The following is a 19,606-nucleotide window of genomic DNA, read 5'->3' on the forward strand; positions in this document are numbered from 1 at the left end:
TCTGATGATCCTTACAGCAACTCGCGCACGTCAGTTACCTGACCTGTAACCGCTGCGGCAACCACCATCGCGGGACTCATCAGCAACGTGCGACCAGACGATGAGCCTTGCCGCCCTTTGAAATTGCGGTTTGATGACGAGGCGCTGAGTTGGCGACCCTGAAGTTTATCAGGATTCATGGCGAGACACATGGAGCAGCCCGGTTCGCGCCACTCAAAACCAGCCTCAACAAAGATTTTGTGTAGCCCTTCTGCTTCTGCCTGTTTTTTCACGCGCTCAGAGCCAGGGACGACAAATGCCTTCATGCCTTCGACGACATGCCGCCCTTGAGCAAACTTGGCAGCTTCGCGGAGGTCGCTGATTCTGCCGTTGGTGCAGCTACCGATAAAGCAGACATCAACTTTTGTGCCCTGGACGAGCTTGCCTGGTTGCAAATCCATGTAGTGATACGCTTCTTCGGCGATCGCCCGCTCATCCACAGGCATTTCAGCGGGTGTTGGCACGGTTTCATTGACGGCAATGCCTTGACCCGGCGTGATGCCCCAGGTGATCGTAGGCGCGATCGTGGCTGCATCAAAAATCACAACATCATCATAAACGGCATCGGCATCGCTACGAATGTTGTTCCACCAGGCAATTGCCTTCTCCCATTCGGCTGCTTTTGGCGCAAAATCGCGTTCTTTGAGGTAGTCGAATGTAACCTGATCGGGATTGACGTAGCCGCAGCGGGCACCGCCTTCGATCGCCATATTGCAAACCGTCATCCGCTCTTCCATGCTCATCTGCTCAAAGGTCGTACCCGCAAATTCATACGCATAGCCCACACCACCCTTCACGCCCAGCTTCCGAATGATGTGCAGGATGACATCTTTGGCATAAACACCGGGCTTCAGGCTGCCGTTCACTTCAATTTTGCGGACTTTGAGCTTTGCCAGCGCCAGCGTTTGAGATGCCAGCACATCGCGTACCTGGCTGGTGCCAATACCAAAGGCGATCGCGCCAAACGCTCCATGCGTGGCAGTATGGCTGTCTCCACAAGCGATCGTCATACCTGGTTGAGTCAAGCCCTGTTCTGGAGCGATCACATGCACAATGCCCTGATTGCCCGACCCGACGTTGTAGAACGTGATGCCGTTTTCCTTACAGTTCTGCTCCAGCGCCTGCATCATCTCTTCGGCGATCGAGTCTGCAAGGGGACGCGCCAGATTGTCGGTCGGTACGATGTGATCGACGGTAGCAATCGTGCGATCGGGGAACAACACCGTTAGATTCCGTTCGCGTAACATCGCAAAAGCCTGGGGACTGGTGACTTCGTGAATCAGGTGCAGCCCAATGAAGAGTTGCGTCTGTCCAGACGGCAAAACGCCGACGGTGTGTGCATCCCAAACTTTATCAAACAGCGTCCCTGTGCTCATGGTTTTTGTGTTGCTTGCCCGCGATCGGTGTGTGGTGGGACTCTATTCTACCAAGCGATGCTGACAACATGGCGAAAAGCGATCAGCATTAGCGATTAGCTGACTGCAAATCATTGAGTTTTGCTCACATGAGTTTTGCTCACAAATGATTTAGGGCTGCCTATAGTCCACTCTTTGCTGAAAGCTGACCGCTGAGAGCTAACCGCTGAAAGCTGACCGCTGACCGCTGAAAGCTGACCGCTCATTGCTAAAACGGCACAACCAACGACGCACCTAGCAGCACGACAGCCATTGTGTCCACAATGCCGTGAATGGTAATCGAAACCCAGAGACGATTCGTTTCACCAAAGGCAAGGGAGTAAAACATGGATGCCAGGGTTGCCAGTACGGCGTAAGTGGCTTTGTACTGCAATGGTGAGAGTGCGCTACCAGATTCGGGATCATTGCCGATGTGACAGATGCCAAAAACCACGGAGCACACGATCGCCGACCACCAAACAAGCTGTTGCCGACTCAAAGAGGAGTGCGATCGCGTTTGCAGTTGGTCACGAATGAACACCATCAACCCCGATCGGAACAGAATTTCCTCAAAGATGCCCACCCGAAAGCTGAAAAGAATGGCGTAGCTCAGGAAAAAAGGCACATCGCTACCGATCGCACGCCAATCGAAGGCAGAAGCCGTTTTGGATGGCGCAAAGTTGAGCAATAATGCCAATGGCACCAGGAGACAAATCGCTGTCAAGATGGCTTTGGCAACATAGAACAAATCGATTTTGCGAATCTCAAAGCTATAGCCAAAATGCGATCGTCCCATGCCCGTGCCATGAATCCAAACCAGAACAAAGAGAGTGAGGCTAATAAACGCGCCAAAACTGAAGGCAGGTTTAGAAAACATAAAGAGGCTGATCAGACAAGCCGCTGCTAGCAGCAGATCAAAGACCGTTGTGCGATCAAATAGCGTTGTTCTCACAATGGGCAGATGCATCAAGGCGACAATGATAAAGTAGCCAAAGCCAATGATGTACCCTGAGTTTACAGTCTCGATTCCAGCGGACAAAAAAGAGGTATTAACGAGGCTAGTATAAATAAAATGAAGGCTTAGTAAAAGAATGATTTGACTGCTATCTCTGATGGTTTGAGGAAGCGATCGATACTTTCTTTTATGAATTTTATGCTTGCGTAACTCTAGCAGTAGAAAGGGGATGCGAAGCACAATAAAGGCTCCCATCAAAAAGATAAGAACGTTAGCCCAAAAGTAATCTTTAATAATTAAGCTCTCAAAGTCTTCAAGACAGGTAAAAAGCGTTGGATTTAGTGCCAACAGTTTAATCAGGCTAATGTAAAGCCCCAGCAGCAGGCAAATAAGTACTTGAAACCAGAGTCCGTTGTTTCTCAATAGCACTCGCTTAGCGAACGCTGTCCCGATCGAAGTGGCTAGAAAAAAGATTGGTATAGCAGCAAAAATAACGAAGGAAGATGCTTCAATGAACCGTTCAGTTAACGTCCATAGTTGTTCACCAAAACCCAGCCGAACGACGATCGCGCCAAACCAGAGAATGCATCCAATGACTGCAAAAGTCACTTCTCCTTTGCCGCTATACTGCTTAGGCTTAGCAAACTCACAGCGGTTGGCTAAAAAGTCTATACTCATTCAGCAATATTGGATAGCAAATAGATCTTGAAATCATAACACTCTGCTCATTGCTCCTGCGTCAGAGAGTAAAGGGCTGAAACTTACTAGCGTAAGATTGGCTAGCGTCAGAATGCTGTTAGCGATCGACATCAGCACGGAGCAGGGCATGGAAGCGGTAAAAAAATGGTTCATTCAGCGAGAAAATATGCCGCTGGTAAGCCTTTTAGCAGGTGGCTTGCTGCTTCGGTGCGCGATCGCTGTTTGGCTACCGCCTGGTTTTGATGAAGGCTACTACTATCTCTACACGCTTCATCCAGACTGGAGCTACTTTGACCATCCTCCATTGGTCGCGTTGACAACAGGCTTTGGTCCGTGGCTGACAGGCAATGTTTCTCCTTTCACCATTCGCCTGGGCACGCTACTGCTGCACACGGGATCGTTACTGCTGCTGTACTTGACCAGTGTGCGGCTTTTTTCAAGGCAAGCGGCGGTGCTGACGTTGGCGATCGCAACTCTGATCCCTATCTTCCAACTCGGCTTCGGCGTGCTAACCTTGCCAGATAGCCCGCTGATGTTCTTTTGGACAGCGGCACTCTACATAGCGGTACGTGAGTTTTTTTGTCCTGGAGAAGAAGGGGAACCGCAGAGGCGCAGAGACGCAGAGAGTGTCTCTTCATGCCCTTATTGCCCCAGCTATCGACTCGCGATCGTCGGGCTGCTCGTCGGGCTGGCTTGCCTGGGTAAATATCATGGCTTGGCACTGGGTTTTGGGTTAATCGGATTCTGCCTCACCAGTCCACGCTATCGGGTCGCATTCGTTTCTCCCTGGATGCTGGCAAGTTTGGGCTTGTTTGCGCTGGCAGTGCTGCCGATCGTGGTTTGGAATACTCAGCATGATTGGGTCTCGCTACGGTTTCAGTCAGGGCGGGCAGTGCCCGATCGTGGTTACAGTCTTCTGGATTTGCTGGTCACTTTTCTCGCGGGCGTTGGTTACTTGTTTCCAACCTTCGGCTTTCCGCTTTGGTGGGTGAGTGGAAAAGCAGTGGTAGAGGCAGTCAGCGGTCGGCGGTCAGCGGTTAGCAAAACTCACAATTCAAAACTCAAAACTTCCTTTACGCTCTGGCTTGCCCTTCCCTTGATGCTGACCTTCACACTGATGGGTGGCTATCGATCGATCTTGCCAACATGGGCAATGCCAGGTTTTTGGGGCGCAACACTATTGTTGGGACAACAGGCGGTCACTTGGCAAGGTCGCGCTGTCAAACGCTGGCTTGTGGGTTCGGGATTGGTGGTAAGCAGTTTGCTGTTGGTGGCGCTGCTGCATGTGACGATCGGTACCTTTCAAAAACCAAGCCGCTATGCCTTGTTTGGTGGCTTTCTCACGCCCGCTAATGATGCTTCCACACAACTTATTGACATCCAACAACTACGACAAGGCTTTGCAGATTCGACAACGCTCACTGCCGCGATGCAAAATACAGATTTTTTGTTTACCAATGATTTGTATTTGGCAGGACAGTTGGGTATGGCGATCGCGCCTCTCAACCCTAAACCCATCACCTGCTTTGACAAAGATTTGCGTGGTTTTGCTTTCTGGTCAACCCGCAAACAATGGGTCGGACAAAGCGGTCTTCTAGTCACAACAGCATTGCAAGCGCAATTAGCTGTGGATCAATATCAGAACTACTTCCAGGATATTCAGAAGGTTGCTGACGTTCCAATTCAACGGGGAGGGGCGATCGTTCAGGTGATTGAAATCTACCAGTGCAAGACCATGCTAAAACCCTATCCACGACCATATGGGGTATGAGACGGTTTGCAGTAGGAGCACAAAGCTTTGGAGCTTAACGGCTCTTGAGAGACCAAAATGGAGCAAGCCAACGCCACAGTTGAGCCAACACAGAAGCATTTTCGTGACCGATAATCTCTCAACGTTCGGCTTCAATGCTGTGTTACACCATTTCACTAAGCTGTGGCTACACAGGGAAGCTTCGGCTGGCGGTCAGCGGTCAGCGGTCAGCAGCAAGAACGAATCTGTAGGGCGATTTTGTAGAATTGGTATTATTCGCACACACAATGCTTGCAGCACGATCGCCATCAGATTCGACAGAAAAATGACTGTTAGTAATACCATTTCACGAGACTGCGGCTACACAGGTTGCTTCCATTCTCCTTTGGCTCTAGGTTTTAAAACATGCCCTAGAAACACGAGTCTCATCTCAGCATTCATAGGGCTGTCTTGGAAAAACCATATCAGGATGGGTTTAGCGACAGGCTCTCGACTCAAGCAAGGGCAGTCAGCGAAACCTGCTCCTACAATCACTAAATCAAATGGTTGCATCTATCATGACTCTACAAACTCGCGGTTCTGCCGCTCTCGACACAGCCCAGCGTCGCCTTGCCAACCTCAAATCAATGGATGAAAGCCTGGATCTGGGTCACGGGCTGACCATTGCCGCCTACACCCAAATCATCGAAACCACTCGCACTGCCATAGAAGCTCACAACACCCTCTTTTTAATCAGTCAGCTAAAACCATTCAACGTTAAGAAATGAGGGCGAACGATCGCTCGCCCTTACCAGCGTAAAATCTTGCTCAAAAAACGTTCCGCTAATTGACGGTGTTTTTGCTGGCAGCATCTGTCAGTAAGCGAGGACCGTTATCTCTATGAGCCATGTAATACTGATGCTCACGCCGTTGCTTGATGATACGTCCAGCGTGCTGAACGGGTCGTCCAATCAGCTTCTGAAGCGGTGATTGACGTAGCCACTGCTCGTAACCTGCCGCAATAGGATTTGCTAGTAAATTGCGTAGATAAAGCGCAACTTTGTCTTCTGTAAATTCGCTGGCGCGTCGAAAGCCGTTTTCAACCATAGCAGCATAGAGTGCTGGCTCATCTTGTAACCGCTTGAGAGCAGCGATCGCCTCCTCTGGCGTGGTCACCTCAATGTAGTCGAGCGCCGATTGCCGTAAATCCTGGTACGCAGGTTCAGGGCTGAGAATAGCCGGACAGCCAGCAAACCAGGCATTCGTCAACTTCAGAGCTGGTTTGAGCGTACTGTCGTAGCGTGTAATGTTTCGTACAGCAATCACAGCATCGGCTGTTTTGTAGTCGCGCCAACCGTCAAAACCTGCCTCTTCTGAGCTAAGAACAAGCTTTATACGCAGCGCTTTGAGCGCCTCTAAAAAGGTTGAGCTTTTGAATCCTTCAGCCAAGTTGTAGCTGTTGCCTTTAAAGGTCAAGTTTTCAATGCGTGTGCCCCGCGACGGATCACGCGGCTCTAAGTTGGGTTGGGGCCAGTGCGGCAAGAAGTGGTGCGTCGAATCGATCGCGCCCACCTTATTTAAAACAATACGGCGCTCACAAAGTTCAGGATGAGGGCGATCGTACTGCACAGCGACAACATAGCTGCGGTACGAGAAATCCGCCAGATAAATATAGTCGAAAGGAACAATATTGATACTTCCTGGTACAAGATGAGGAACGAGGTGTACATTCAAACCTCGTTTCTTCAGGTTCATAAACGTCTGTGCTGACCAAATGTCTTCCGAAAGCACACATTGCTTGTAAAGAGCATCAGTGATCTTCTGATTGGGATTGTCAATTAAATCATTCCACTTAGACTCTTTGGTCACCAGATAAACTGGGTATGGCAGTAGCTCTAATGGCTTTTGCCTCTGGGTGAAATAGGGGTTGATAGTAGCGCTAGAGCCGTGAGGGTGCATTGTGGTCATGGGTTAAGTACCAGATTGCTGTAAGGGAGGATCTCTCTATTTTTTTGGAAGAAAAAGCGTTTTTTTAATCGCGTGTTCTTAGTCAGAAGCAGAGAAAAATAGGTGTAAAAAATTTATCGTTAGTTGAGCTGAAAAGCCTTGTAACTACTGATATGTAGTTGTAACTACTGATATGTAGTTGTAACTACTGATACGTAGAAGATTTACCATTGACAAGACAGCGCTATTTTTCTTCGTCTTTCACCAACAGAACCAACCGGAAGAACATTTTGAGAGAAGCAATAAAGATTAAAGTAGCAGAACCGTACTATTACCTACATCTTGCATCTTCATGCTCACCAAATCTTTAAACTTACGCTAAGAGGAATTCAAATAAGCTCACTAAGCCCTTTTGATTTCAGGGAGCTGCCTATCTTGAGAAGCTTATAAGTTCACTATGAACAGTCATCGGAGTGGGTCAAACCAACCTTGAGCGCGATCGAAATATGTGCTCAAACACCTCTTTCAAAGCCTTGGTCTCGTCAAGCTAATCGCTGATACCACCTGAACGCAAGAGAATATTAACGCTTAGCCAACAGTTTTCAACTGGCGAAGAGCGGGAAAATTGGTAACTAACAAAATAGCTCTACTTCTACGTTGCTCCAAGCTTGAACCTCTTTTGAGTTTGCAGATAGAGGCGTTACCTACACGTAGAAGATCCCGTTTAAAGAACATGAAGCAGAGCTTGAAATAGATGCTTCAAGCTCCGTATCTCCTCTGTAGATGATTGTTCTAGGCATCAGGCATCACAGCAAGACGCAAGGGGAAGCGCGATCGTGACTGTTTGTAACCCATCAACATGCTGCTGGCATGTAACGTGTCCTCGCTGCACTTCAATACGACGGCAGCAAAGGATAATTTCGGTGGCAAAATCTCGATCGCCAGCGGGGGCAAACCGCTGCGCTGTAATGTGCAGCACGACGCGATCAGCTCTATGGGCGGCACCTAAAATGACTGGCGAACCTACATCAGAATATTTTAAGCCTCTGGCGAGAAGGTCGGTCAGCACGGCTTCAGTCAATTCTTGATCGGCTAAAGCTGGTGGTAGAGCGGCATCAATGTCACAGATCAGTCGAGCAGGGCTACCGTCTTTGGGGTCAAGCAGGTGGCGAGTCACTCCTACCAGGAGCGGTGTCAATGTTAAAGGCTCTAGCTTCACGTCTACCCTGCCAGCTTCTAGCTTTTGCAGCAGCATGGTGTCTGCAATCAAATCACATAGACTGTTAATCTCGTGCTGCATGATACTGAGATGGTAGTACCACGGCGCTTCTTGACGAACGTTGACTAACGACTGCAAATGAACGTTCAAAGTGTCCAGCGATCGCCCAACCCGTCGTTCCAGTGAAGCGATCACCGCTTTTTGTGCCGCTAAATGCTTCTTGAGTTGCACACTTTCTAACTGCAACTGCTGTAGCGTATTTGGCTGAGTTTGAGCGGGAGCGTGTGCTTGGGGCATAACGTCTAAAAAGGGTTCCTCTAGTCTCCGTTATAACCTGTTCTGTTAAGAAAGGTAACGAATCGGAGGCTTTAAATACTTTTGAACGAAACCCAGTTTCTGCGTGAGACTTGATCTATTGACTGTTCTCCAAATTTGCTTGGGCGTTCCGTCGCAGCATCCAGGGTTTAATGCGTCTTAGAGCGGAGCCTGTAAACTGTCGATCGTAATCTTCATCGGTGATGGTGGCTAAGGCTGGCAAGGTCGAGGTGAGATTCCAGGGGTGCGGCTGAAAGTCAGCGACATCAGTCGGCTGGGCAAAGCGTTGATTCCAGGGGCAGACATCCTGGCAGATATCGCAGCCTGCTACCCAGCCCTGGAGATGAGGGACGATCGCGTTGGGTAAGGTCGCTGCCCGATTTTCGATCGTGTGATAGGCGATGCAGCGATTGGCATCCACTACTTGAGGCGTTGGAATCGCACCAGTAGGACAGGCATCCATGCAGCGCGTACAGGTGCCACAGTGAGCCGTATGTGGGCGATCGGGCGGCAGAGACAGATTCGTTAGCACTTCGCCCAAAAACACCCACGAACCGTATTCTCGCGTGATAACGTTACCGTTTTTGGCAATCCAACCGATGCCAGCCCGCTGCGCCCACACTTTATCTTGTACAGGTCCGGTATCGGCATAATAGCGAGCCTGCACAGCCTCTCCCTGACTGCTGATCCAGGCAGTGAGCGCTTTCATCTTCTTGTGCAGTACCTTGTGATAGTCACGCCCCCAACCGTAACGGGCGATTTTTGCTGTCGTGCTGCTGTTAGGGCGCACAGAAGGAGTGTAGTAGTTCAGCGCGACACAAATCACAGACTGAACATCTGGCATGACCTGTCGAATATCCTGCCGCTTCGGATTCTCCATCCAGGACATATCTGCCTGATAGCCGCTGTTGAGCCAGGTTTGCAGGCGCGTATCCTCAGACGCTTCAGGTGCGATCGCCGCAATCCCAACCTGATGAAAGCCGATTTCCAGTGCTTTTTGCTTAATTTGGGTGTCAAGGGTCATTGCTCTTTGCAAGCAGGGGCAGAAGGCAGGAGGCAGCAGGCAGCAGGCAGGAGCAACTCAAAACTAATACCATTTCACTAAACTGTGGCTACACAGGCAAGCTTCGGTCAGCGGTCAGCAGCAAAAACGAATCTGTAACGTGATGTGCCACTAAATTTGCCCTCATCCCCACCCTTCTCCCTGGGGAGAAGGGCTTTCAGGCGTTTCCGGTTCCCTCTCCTGCTGGGAGAGGGCTAGGGTGAGGGCAGTCTCAGCAGGTATTTTAGGAAAGTCGTACATCGCGAATCTGTAAGGCGATTTTATCGAATTGGTATAAGGGCAGCAGTTAGTAAAAGTTGATAAGCAAACTACACAATCAAATGGGACATGTTCAATGCTGAAAGCTGACGGCTGACCGCTTCCAGAGATTGTCAGTTTAATCGAGGACTGCTACTGAGCTACCAGCTTTAGAGCTACTTCTGGTTTTGCGATCGAAAGCGTCCAGCTACAAAATCGCGCTCTTTGAGGTGTTTGGTTGGGCGACCGCTGACTCGCTTACGCCACATTCTAAAGCTCGACGGTTGCATCTCTCGCCGCATGAGGGCAATGACCTGTTTTTCGAGCAAACCAAACTGTCGTTCGATCGCCTCAAAGGGTGTACGGTCTTCCCATGCCATTTCGAGAATGCGATCGATCGTTTCGGTGTCAAGCTCTGGAAGATTCATAGTCAAGTCACCACTTAGCGCAGTCGGTAGTCTTAGCCTAACGCTGAGAGACAATAACCGTCAGGTCAATTCGCTTCAATTAAGCACTTTGACTGTCTAAACGTTTGACCATGCGATGCACTCCACCAGAGCGAGTTAATTGCTCAAAGCGCTGGGTTGATTTACTGCATGTCACTCGATAACCAAGGCGCTCGAATAAGGCTCTGGCGGACGTGTTGGTATAGGTCACGTCGAGCGCGATCGTCTGACAGTGGTGGGCACGTGCCTGCACTTCAGCCTGGGCAAGCAGGTAGGTGCCCAAACCCTGGTCACGGCATTCTGGGACGACGCTAAGACCCAGAATGTAATAATCCTGGACAGAAATATCCTGCTTGATACGAGTCAGGTCTGCTAGATTGACCAAAATTTTGGGTAGCTTGCGAAGCGGCAGAATGCGTGCCATCACTTGATGCACTTTTTCATCTGCCTGACGTTTTAAAAAGCCCGGATAGCTAATCATGACACCAGCAGGTTGATTCAGCACTTCAATGACTTGAGCATGTTCGTAGCTGAAAGCATGTTGAGGGTAGGCAAACGCCTGACCAAAAATCGCCTTTGATTCCTCAAATGGGGAAGCAAAAATGTAACTGAAAACGGCTGGACCTGCCGAGAAAAATAGTGGGGCAGCCCAAGCTACATCCTCAGCGATCGCCGGACGTAGGGTGATATTTTGTGCGAACGGTTGCAACAGCATGTCTAGCGCTCTATTCGTCACCCAGTATACCCATGTTGATTGCAATGACGAACGAGTGCTGTCTGGCATTGGTCATTTAACTGAAGCACCTTGCGATTGAATCTGGGCATTAGCGCTTCAACCTGATGAGATTGGTCAGACAGTCCGATCGCCGGATAGATCTTTGAAAATTGTATTCCTTAGAACCCACAGCGCACTGTCCAAGGCTAAAGGGTTTCGTTGATTATAAGCGTTCCCAGGGCTTGAAAAGGGCATAAAGTTTTTGTCATTTGGAGGGGTGACACTTTGACGATAGAGTGCGTTAATGGGAATGTCGAAACACAGACAGAGAACTGATGTTGCCATGCTGCCGAGCTACACCGTGCGAGAAAGCCCTAAAGCAAAGCATGTCTCTCTCAAGATTTCAGTGGCAGGCAGCCTGGAGGTTGTCGTACCGCAAGGTTACGATCGAACCGCCATCCCTGCAATCTTGCAGCGTAAACAGCGCTGGATTAAGCGGGTGACTCAGCAGGTCGAGACACGTCAAGCCTTAGTTGGAGTAGAGCCAGCCGATCAGCTACCAGGGCGACTTTGCCTGCGCGCGATCGCGCAAAATTGGCAGGTTGACTATTGCCCTACTCAGCTACCCGGCGTTCGGGCGATCGAGCAAGCTGACCTGACGCTAAGCCTTTTTGGACAGACGACCGATCAAAACGCCTGTAGTGAAGCTTTACGGCAGTGGGTGATTGGCAAGGCTCAGAAGCATCTCCTTCCCTGGCTGCGGAGTGTGAGTAAAGAATTAGAGCTACCGTTTGAAACTGCGTCTGTGCGCGGTCAAAAGACCCGTTGGGGCAGTTGTTCTAGCCGCAAAACGATCAGTCTCAACTGCAAACTACTCTTTCTGCCCAGCGAGTTGGTGCGCTACGTCTTCATCCATGAGCTATGCCATACCGTGCATTTGAACCATTCAGCAGCATTTTGGGCATTAGTCGCTCACTACGAACCCGCCTATCGACAGCTTGATGATGGGTTACGGGATGCTCGTTATCATGTACCGCTCTGGATGGAGACGTGAGGAAAGGATGAAGGCTAAAGGATGAAAGATAGGGCTGGACGCGAGTCTTTATACCTACTCTGTCTTTTTATCCCTTATCATTTAGCCTTTAGCCTTTCCTCTTAGCCTTTCCCTATGTCTTTGGCTTCCTGGCGGTCGCCGCTTGCCCATGCTCTTCACCGCAATCGCTCTCTGGCGTATGCTCGTTATTTGCAGCTTGCAACCGTGCGTGCCGATCAGCGTCCTGCAAACCGTACGATCGTGTTTCGGGGGTTTCTTGATGGGACGAACCAACTGCAATTTGTCACTGACGCTCGGAATGAGAAGGCAGACCAGATCGATCGCACTCCCTGGGGTGAAGCCTGCTGGTATTTTCCCAAAACGCGGGAACAGTTCCGTCTTGCAGGTGCTTTACTGTTAGTCAGAGCCGATCACCCTGATCCATTACTGCTCAAGGCGAGACAGACTGCATGGCAGGCGTTATCCGATGGTGCCCGGACTCAGTTTGCCTGGGCGCATCCTGGTAAGCCTCAAACCGATCGCGATGGCTTCAATGTGCCTGTACCTGAGGCTACGACTCCTTTACCGCATTTTTGCCTGCTGCTGCTCGATCCGCAGGAAGTCGATCACCTGGAGCTACGCGGTGATCCCCAAAATCGCTGGCTGCATCAGCAAGACGGCTCAGGCTGGTCTGTCCAGGCAATCAATCCTTGAAGATGGGAGAGCTTTAGCCTTCGTATGAACGATCGCCCAAAGCGATTGGCTTCGCAGTCGCAACCATCAATTCCCACGCTAAAGTAAGGCGAACTCTGGTGGCGCGCCGGATTTGAAAGCCTGCCGCACCTAGAAAGCTATGAAACTCGACCTGGGTGTAGCACTGTCTATACGCTGGATCAAACCGCTTCAACGCAAAATCGTACAGCCGACACAGCCAGTCGTCCTTACACCAATCGAGGATAACCAGTTCGCCATCGGGCTTGAGTACCCGTTTCATTTCGATGAGGGCTGCGATCGGGTCGTCAAAGTAGTGAAGGGCACTGGCAGATACAATGACATCAAAGTTGCGATCGGCGAACGGCAAGGCAGCGACAGAAGCCTTTTGGAACGAAACATTGGGAAAGGCACGACACTTTTGTTGAGCAATGTCTAACATCTTCTCGGAGAGATCGATGCCGACGATCGATTGTGTCGGGTGCTCCCGCAGTACCAGGCGCTCAAACGTTCCTGTGCCGCAAGCGACATCAAGAACAGTGCTGGTTGGGCTAAGCTGCGCCCAGTCTTTGAGAAACGCCAGAGTTTTAGCGACGTAACGACTCCAAACGCGATCGTACAACGCTGCCATTTGGTTGTATTGCTTACGGACGTTGGTTTCCATAGGGCTGCTCGGCTCCAGCGTTCAGAGTATGCTCACTACAGTAAGGATTACAGATAACCCGTGAGCGATCGCCTCATTATTTTTACGCGCTACCCAGAAGCTGGAAAAGCAAAAACGCGACTGATTCCCGCTTTGGGAGCTGAAGCAGCCGCAGAACTCCATCGTCAGATGACTGAATATACGCTGGCTCAAGTTAAACGATTGCAGCAAAGTCTATCGTTAACGGTTGAAATCTGGTTTGCGGGGGGCGATCGCATCCAAATGCAAACCTGGTTAGGTTCTGATCTCAGCTATCAGCCACAGCCTGAGGGGGATCTGGGCGATCGCATGGCACAGGCATTCCAAACCGCGTTTGATAATGGTGTGAAGGCAGCGATCATCATTGGCACGGATTGTCCAGAGTTGACGGACGTGCTGCTGACAGAGGCATTTCAGGCACTACAGCAAACTGATTTGGTGTTAGGACCTGCAACGGATGGTGGCTATTACCTCATTGGGCTGAGACGATCGGTGCCTGAGTTGTTTAAGACGATCGCCTGGAGCACCGATCGCGTGTTTCAGCAAACGGTAGACATTGCCAGCAATTTGAATCTGTCTCTCGCCACTTTGCCAGCGCTTACGGATGTCGATCGACCCGACGATTTACCCGTTTGGGAGCGAACCATCACACCTAGTTCTGTGCTGTAGAGTTAGCCTGTTGCACCCAGGATGCTTCAGGTACTCCGTCATAGAGAACGTCAACAATTTTGTCTAACGTCATGAGTCGATAGTGAATACTATCCGCGTAACCTACTATTTGACTCTCTGAGAAGGATTTTAACCATGTAGAATGCTTGACAATGAGGAGTGGAAAAGTCCATCCCACCCACTTTCCTTCAAGCTTCGGGATCGGCTCAACGAAAGCCACATTCCAGGGATGAACAAATTCCTCATGAACAGTGTAGGCTGGCGTGCGACCGACGAAATTTATTCGGAGTTTTGCATGAAGCCCATCAACCGTCTTAGAGAAAATGAGTGTTATGGATAGCCCTTGTTCACCTTCGTTGATCCGAGCACAATGCACAGGGTTTGTAATCCCTTCTACGGGTTCCCATTTTTCATAGCGTTCAAGTTCCATCCGGCAACTCCAAAAGTGGTTTCAACGTGAAGCAGTCAGCAACCATTTGTAAACGATAAGCTTTTAATAGAAGACCACAGGCAGACTGCAAAGGATTTTTAATGTCTGAAACGGTACAAGACTTGACGGTAAGCATTGAGAAGAACCTCGAACGGAAGCCGTCAGCGCCATCCAAAGCGACAACGGCATTGCTGTATGGTCGATCGCGCCTCGCTGATCCACAACAACAGCTTGCAGATCTGGCAGCCGTGGATTTGTCCCAAACGCCGCAGCAGGGCGATTTTGCTCAAACGCTGGCAGCGCACCAGTGGCAAATCCTACAACCCGGCAAACTGGAGATTTTTCAAATCAACCTCGGCAAGCTGTGCAATATGACGTGCAGCCATTGCCATGTGGATGCAGGTCCCACGCGCACGGCTGAAAATATGGATCGATCGACGATCGAGTCCTGCCTGCAAGCATTAGATCAGACAGAAGCCCATACGGTCGATCTCACAGGTGGTGCGCCTGAAATGAATCCTCATTTTCGCTATCTGGTGGATCAATGTGTGGCGCGGGGCAAGCATGTGATCGATCGCTGCAATTTAACCGTTCTCTTGCTACCACGAATGCAGGATCTCCCTGAATGGCTGGCTGAACGGGGCGTAGAGATAGTCTGTTCGCTGCCCCACTATCAGCAACAAGGAACTGATACCCAACGCGGCGATGGTACGTTTGAGAAATCCATTCAAGCTCTACAACGGTTGAATGCAGCAGGCTATGGAAAGGGCGATTCTCAACGTCAATTGGTCTTAGTGACGAATCCGTTGGGTACGTGCCTCGCCAAAAACAACCCTTGCATTGAGAAAGAATGGAAAAATGGGTTGCAGGAAAATTATGGAATTACCTTCGATCGCCTCATTGCCCTCAATAATATGCCGATCTCTCGCTACCTGGAATGGTTAGAGACTTCAGGCAATCTGCAAGCGTATATGGAACGTCTTGTGAATGCGTTTAATCCGGGTACGATCGCGGGTTTGATGTGTCGCAACACGCTGTCGATTTCCTGGGACGGTCGCCTTTTCGACTGCGATTTTAATCAAATGCTGGACTTAGATGTACAACAACCGGATGGTCAGCGATCTCACATCCGCGACTTTAATCCAACGTTTCTAGCTAAACGAGAGATTGTCACCGGACATCATTGCTTTGGCTGTACGGCTGGTGCGGGTAGTTCGTGTAGTGGGGCGATCGTGTGACCAAGGACAAAGATCCCCGACTTCTTCAAGAAGTCGGGGATCTGAGAATCTGTACACTTGCTTGCTAGAGCTTTTGCAGATCTTTAGGAATGCCAATTCTATGTTCTCAAACATGAACGGATCAAAGGTCTTTAAAGTCTTTTTAATCTTGTGTATTCCTAGTTCAGTAATTACTCATTTTTTAGTTCTTTGGTTTGCAAAGCCCAACCTTTATTTACCTCAGCTTCTTTCTCTTAAGACGATATTATTTTTCTTATCAATAGGTATACCCATCGGTACATTCAAGTCTCTTTTTGTTAGCGCTACTGCCTTTTTCGCCGTACCACGTTTACGATGGTGGGTGATTTTAGGAAGTACAGTAGCTTTATCGTTACCAGAGGCATGGATCTACTACGAACTTTGGACATGGACGTTTCCTTTTGGTTAATTTGGTTTTCCCATGCCTCGAGTTTCCATCATCATTCCCACCCTAAATGAGGCAACTTCACTAGGAAGGACATTGCGCTGCCTGAGCGTACTCGATCCGCCTGCGTGGGAAATTTTGGTGGTGGATGGTGGCAGTCAGGATCAAACAGTGTCGATCGCCAAAACCGCTGCATTCCTGGTTATCACATCCGAACAGGCAGGACGATCGGTTCAAATGAATCGGGGTGCGGAAGTAGCTACTGGAGAGATTCTTTGCTTTCTTCATGCGGATACATTGGTGCCCGATGATTTGGTGACAGTGATTGCAAGGACGTTGGGGAATCCCGCGATCGCCTGTGGTGGTTTCATCTCACTCATGACAGGCACCGAAACCACTCGCTGGGGCGTGTCCTTACACAACTACTTGAAAACCTACTACGCGCCTTTGCTGTTCCGTCCCTACCGTTTCTTTTTCAAAGGGTTACGGCTGCTGTTTGGCGATCAAGTCATGTTCTGCCGTCGCGGTGATTTTTGGGCGTGTGGTGGCTTCGATCCAGCACTCCCCATTATGGAAGAAGCGGACTTGTGCCTGAAACTGCTACCCTATGGGCGCATCCGCCAGGTGAATCGAGTCGTACAGTCGTCCGATCGCCGCGTGGCAAAATGGGGGACGCTCAAAGCAACGGCGATTTATCTTTACATTGGGTTTCTTTGGGGCATCGGCGCGTCCGCCACAACACTTAAGCGCTTCTACGAAGACATTCGCTAGCCATGAGTAGAAACCGGGTTTCTTAAGCGACGATACGTTTCAATTGATTGTTAATGATCAGAAACCCGGTTTCTGAGGCTAAAGGGTAAAAAGCTGACCGCTGATTGCTCAAAAGTCCCCCGCCTCCCCTGCTCCCTCCGCTTCCCCTGCTCTCTCTGCACCCCATATCCCATACCCCTTTCATCCTCACTCCTCATGCTCCCTTTCATCCACGACGAACCTGCTGTCCAACCACTGAATGAGTACAACCAGGAACTGCTAGCTCAGGTGCATCCACCAGATTGGGTGAATCCTGAACCTGCTGCGCTCTATGACCTAGTGGTGATCGGTGCGGGGACAGCAGGATTGGTGGTTGCAGCCGGGGCAGCAGGGCTAAAGCTGGGGTTGAAGATTGCCCTGATTGAAAAAAGCCTGATGGGTGGCGATTGCCTCACATTAGGCTGTGTGCCCTCCAAAACGGTGATTCAGTCCTCACGGGTCGCTGCCACAATACGGAATGCTGCACCGTTTGGCATTCATCCACCAGAGTCGGTAGACGTTGATTTTGCAGCGGTGATGCAGCGGATGCGACGGGTTCGAGCCGAAATCAGCCATCACGACTCCGCAAAAGAGTTTAGTAGCCAGGGCATTGACGTGTTTCTGGGTAAGGCGACATTCCTTGATGGAAACACAGTTGAAGTGAACGGTAGCCACTTGCGCTTCAAGAAAGCAGTCATCGCAACAGGTGCTCGTGCCTCTCATCCCAAGATTCCTGGACTTGCAGACGCTGGATTTCTGACGAATGAAACAGTCTTCTCGCTCACCGATCGCCCAGCCCGCTTAGCCGTTATTGGTGGCGGACCGATCGGTTGTGAACTGGCACAGGCATTCCATCGCCTCGGCAGTGAAGTAACCTTGCTGCACAAGAATGATCATTTGCTCGATCGCGAAGATCCTGATGCTGCCGAACTGATACAGCAACGCTTTCTCCAGGAAGGACTACACCTCGTTTTGGGTAGCACGATCGAACGGGTCGAAAAAACAGATGCGGGCAAGGTGATTTACTATCAGCAGCAGGGCGAAACCAAAACGGTAGTAGTAGACGAAATTCTCATTGGCGCGGGACGATCGCCCAACGTCGATGGACTCAACTTAGACGCAGTCGGTGTCAAACATGATGCCCATCATGGCGTAGTCGTGAATGACTACCTGCAAACAACCAACCCTCGCATCTTTGCCGCTGGCGACATCTGTATGCAGTGGAAATTTACCCACGCAGCCGATGCAGCGGCTCGTCTGGTCATTCAGAATGCTCTCTTCGCTCCGTTTGGCTTGGGACGCAACAAACTCAGCAGCCTGGTGATGCCGTGGGTAACCTACACCGATCCTGAAATTGCCCATGTTGGACTCTACGAAGCAGACGCGCAAGCCAAAGGCTTAGACACTGACACAATCCACATTCCTTTCTCAGAGGTCGATCGTGCGCTCACCGACGGAGAAACAGATGGATTCATTAAAATTCTGCTGCGACGTGGCTCAGATCAAATTCTTGGAGCGACGATCGTGGCGCGTCATGCAGGCGAAATGATCAGCGAAGTGACGCTGGCAATCGTCACCAAAAAGGGACTTAAAGCGCTCTCGAAAGTGATTCATCCGTATCCAACCCAGGCAGAAGCAATTAAAAAAGCGGCTGATACTTATTACCGTCAAGCCTTTCTCAATCCAACCACTCAATTTTTGTTAAAGCTCGTCGCAAAATTTAGCTAGAAACGCAGATTGATATTGGTTATACCATTTCACAAATTGTGGCTACACAGGCAAGCTTCGGCTGGCGGTCAGCGGTCAGCAGCAAAAACGAAGCAGCAAAAACGAAGCAGCAGGGCGATTTTATAGAACTGGCATGATTCGCCAGCGATCGCTCATGCCTCGCGTTTTGCAGCGACAACGCCGCGATCGATTGAGTCAGGCATCTCGTTTGCTACAGGAAAAACTGGATGCCCTTTGCCCAGAAAAACCCTGGTCGTTTGCTGTACCACTTCGCTCCAATTAATTTGGGCTGGCTCCACTTCAGCAGGAGGATGGCGAATTGCGTAACGTGCTACCTCATCAATGATGCGGTTATACAAATCCTCGTCTGTCTGAATCGGCTTATCGCTGGTTCTCGTTGTATCCCGCCAGCGTCTCACCGTCTCACTCATAAACGCTGCCTCCAGACAGACTTCATCGCTGACCAGCACAGTGATATCGGGTTCGTGGCACCGCCGTACTGGGTTGTAGCGGGCGTGCAAGCCTTGCCTGTAAATGCTGACCAAATGCGTACTCAGGCGATCGCGCTTATGCACAACAGGCACATCCGGCAAGTAGGCAAGCGTATCCCACCCAAAGATGAGGTCATAGTCAAGCTCTTTGTAAGCGGCTCTCCAGGTACGATACGCACGATGGGTTCGCCGCTGGTAGCGTATAATACTCACCCCTTCCCCGTGAATCACCTCCTCTTCTAACGTTTCCAGCTTCGGTTGTGCTTTGCCCAAGAACCAATTAATGAGGCGCTTGAGCAGATCTTGGATTTTCATAGCGACGCAGGAAAAGATGGTTTCAGTATGCCCAAACTGCCTGAAATCACTACAGCTAGCCGTTTACCTGAAGATGGTTAGTTACGATTGTTAAGTAGCAGGGCAGTGCCCACCCTTAATTTCAATCTCAAATAGACAGCTCAAATAGACAACGACTCATTACAGAGACTCCCTGAGCTATATCCAAGACGCGCCGACTCATCGCCAAGCCCGGACAACCTATCACAAAGACTCTCTGACTCATCGCCAAGCCTAGACGATCGACCACAGGGACGCACTGAAGCTATATCAAAGACTCGACGACCTATATCAAAGACTCGACGACCTATATCAAAGACTCGACGACCTATATCAAAGAC

19 protein-coding genes are annotated in these 19,606 nt (G+C 50.1%); 8 read left to right on the forward strand and 11 right to left on the reverse strand.

Annotation, left to right across the window (positions count from 1 at the left end; all coding sequences use genetic code 11):
• Positions 1–11: 11 nt before the first annotated feature.
• Both leuC and AC5JO6_RS05455 read right to left on the reverse strand, forming a co-directional pair.
• Positions 12–1,415, reverse strand: a complete 1,404-nt coding sequence (gene leuC / locus AC5JO6_RS05450; RefSeq protein ID WP_496080033.1) for a 3-isopropylmalate dehydratase large subunit — start codon at positions 1,413–1,415, stop codon at positions 12–14.
• 247 nt (positions 1,416–1,662) lie between these two features.
• Complete coding sequence (locus AC5JO6_RS05455) at positions 1,663–3,066, reverse strand: CPBP family intramembrane glutamic endopeptidase (protein WP_496080034.1); 1,404 nt, start codon at positions 3,064–3,066, stop codon at positions 1,663–1,665.
• Between the two features lie 148 nt (positions 3,067–3,214).
• Here AC5JO6_RS05455 and AC5JO6_RS05460 point away from each other — a divergent pair, with 148 nt between their 5' ends.
• Positions 3,215–4,858: an ArnT family glycosyltransferase gene (locus AC5JO6_RS05460; RefSeq protein ID WP_496080056.1), complete on the forward strand. Its 1,644-nt coding sequence runs from the start codon at positions 3,215–3,217 to the stop codon at positions 4,856–4,858.
• Positions 4,859–5,050: 192 nt separating this feature from the next.
• Here the strand turns inward: AC5JO6_RS05460 and AC5JO6_RS05465 are convergent, their stop codons facing one another.
• Entirely contained in the window at positions 5,051–5,182 is a 132-nt protein-coding gene (locus tag AC5JO6_RS05465) for a hypothetical protein (protein WP_496080035.1), read from the reverse strand.
• Positions 5,183–5,394: 212 nt separating this feature from the next.
• Here AC5JO6_RS05465 and AC5JO6_RS05470 point away from each other — a divergent pair, with 212 nt between their 5' ends.
• Positions 5,395–5,604 carry a hypothetical protein gene (locus AC5JO6_RS05470; RefSeq protein WP_496080036.1) on the forward strand — a complete coding sequence of 70 codons (210 nt, stop codon included), beginning with the start codon at positions 5,395–5,397 and terminating at the stop codon, positions 5,602–5,604.
• 55 nt (positions 5,605–5,659) lie between these two features.
• Here AC5JO6_RS05470 and AC5JO6_RS05475 read toward each other — a convergent pair whose 3' ends face one another.
• The 5 genes from AC5JO6_RS05475 to AC5JO6_RS05495 form a co-directional block, all read right to left on the reverse strand.
• Positions 5,660–6,784 carry a glycosyltransferase gene (locus tag AC5JO6_RS05475; RefSeq protein ID WP_496080037.1) on the reverse strand — a complete coding sequence of 375 codons (1,125 nt, stop codon included), beginning with the start codon at positions 6,782–6,784 and terminating at the stop codon, positions 5,660–5,662.
• 778 nt (positions 6,785–7,562) lie between these two features.
• A complete protein-coding gene (locus AC5JO6_RS05480) occupies positions 7,563–8,279 on the reverse strand; it encodes an ATP-binding protein (protein WP_496080038.1) in 717 nt (238 codons plus the stop codon).
• 115 nt (positions 8,280–8,394) lie between these two features.
• Entirely contained in the window at positions 8,395–9,321 is a 927-nt protein-coding gene (gene queG / locus AC5JO6_RS05485; protein WP_496080039.1) for a tRNA epoxyqueuosine(34) reductase QueG, read from the reverse strand.
• Between the two features lie 452 nt (positions 9,322–9,773).
• Entirely contained in the window at positions 9,774–10,025 is a 252-nt protein-coding gene (locus tag AC5JO6_RS05490; protein ID WP_496080040.1) for a TIGR03643 family protein, read from the reverse strand.
• Positions 10,026–10,104: 79 nt separating this feature from the next.
• Positions 10,105–10,758 (reverse strand): GNAT family N-acetyltransferase, encoded by a 654-nt coding sequence (locus AC5JO6_RS05495; RefSeq protein WP_496080041.1) that lies wholly within the window; start codon positions 10,756–10,758, stop codon positions 10,105–10,107.
• A gap of 310 nt (positions 10,759–11,068) precedes the next feature.
• Between AC5JO6_RS05495 and AC5JO6_RS05500 the strand changes: the two genes are divergently transcribed.
• Positions 11,069–11,812 carry a M48 family metallopeptidase gene (locus AC5JO6_RS05500; RefSeq protein ID WP_496080042.1) on the forward strand — a complete coding sequence of 248 codons (744 nt, stop codon included), beginning with the start codon at positions 11,069–11,071 and terminating at the stop codon, positions 11,810–11,812.
• Between the two features lie 114 nt (positions 11,813–11,926).
• The gene (locus AC5JO6_RS05505; protein WP_496080043.1) at positions 11,927–12,505 is read left to right on the forward strand and encodes an Npun_F5749 family FMN-dependent PPOX-type flavoprotein; all 579 of its coding nucleotides are present in this window, start codon (positions 11,927–11,929) and stop codon (positions 12,503–12,505) included.
• Positions 12,506–12,518: 13 nt separating this feature from the next.
• Here the strand turns inward: AC5JO6_RS05505 and AC5JO6_RS05510 are convergent, their stop codons facing one another.
• Entirely contained in the window at positions 12,519–13,166 is a 648-nt protein-coding gene (locus tag AC5JO6_RS05510) for a class I SAM-dependent methyltransferase (RefSeq protein ID WP_496080044.1), read from the reverse strand.
• A 60-nt stretch (positions 13,167–13,226) separates the two neighbouring features.
• Here AC5JO6_RS05510 and AC5JO6_RS05515 point away from each other — a divergent pair, with 60 nt between their 5' ends.
• Entirely contained in the window at positions 13,227–13,853 is a 627-nt protein-coding gene (locus AC5JO6_RS05515) for a TIGR04282 family arsenosugar biosynthesis glycosyltransferase (protein ID WP_496080045.1), read from the forward strand.
• Here the strand turns inward: AC5JO6_RS05515 and AC5JO6_RS05520 are convergent.
• Entirely contained in the window at positions 13,837–14,283 is a 447-nt protein-coding gene (locus AC5JO6_RS05520) for a hypothetical protein (protein WP_496080046.1), read from the reverse strand. The two genes, AC5JO6_RS05515 and AC5JO6_RS05520, sit on opposite strands and share 17 nt — an antisense overlap.
• A gap of 101 nt (positions 14,284–14,384) precedes the next feature.
• On the opposite strand from AC5JO6_RS05520, the gene arsS reads away from it, so the two are divergent.
• The 3 genes from arsS to AC5JO6_RS05535 all read left to right on the forward strand — a co-directional run bounded on the left by arsS (position 14,385) and on the right by AC5JO6_RS05535 (position 18,441).
• The gene (gene arsS, locus AC5JO6_RS05525) at positions 14,385–15,521 is read left to right on the forward strand and encodes an arsenosugar biosynthesis radical SAM (seleno)protein ArsS (RefSeq protein ID WP_496080047.1); all 1,137 of its coding nucleotides are present in this window, start codon (positions 14,385–14,387) and stop codon (positions 15,519–15,521) included.
• 439 nt (positions 15,522–15,960) lie between these two features.
• Positions 15,961–16,695, forward strand: coding sequence for a TIGR04283 family arsenosugar biosynthesis glycosyltransferase (locus AC5JO6_RS05530; RefSeq protein ID WP_496080048.1), 735 nt, complete (start codon positions 15,961–15,963; stop codon positions 16,693–16,695).
• A 195-nt stretch (positions 16,696–16,890) separates the two neighbouring features.
• Entirely contained in the window at positions 16,891–18,441 is a 1,551-nt protein-coding gene (locus AC5JO6_RS05535; RefSeq protein WP_496080049.1) for a mercuric reductase, read from the forward strand.
• Positions 18,442–18,593: 152 nt separating this feature from the next.
• Here the strand turns inward: AC5JO6_RS05535 and AC5JO6_RS05540 are convergent, their stop codons facing one another.
• Entirely contained in the window at positions 18,594–19,247 is a 654-nt protein-coding gene (locus AC5JO6_RS05540; protein WP_496080050.1) for a hypothetical protein, read from the reverse strand.
• Positions 19,248–19,606 lie beyond the last annotated feature (359 nt).

It is taken from the genome of Tildeniella sp. (assembly GCF_059505325.1).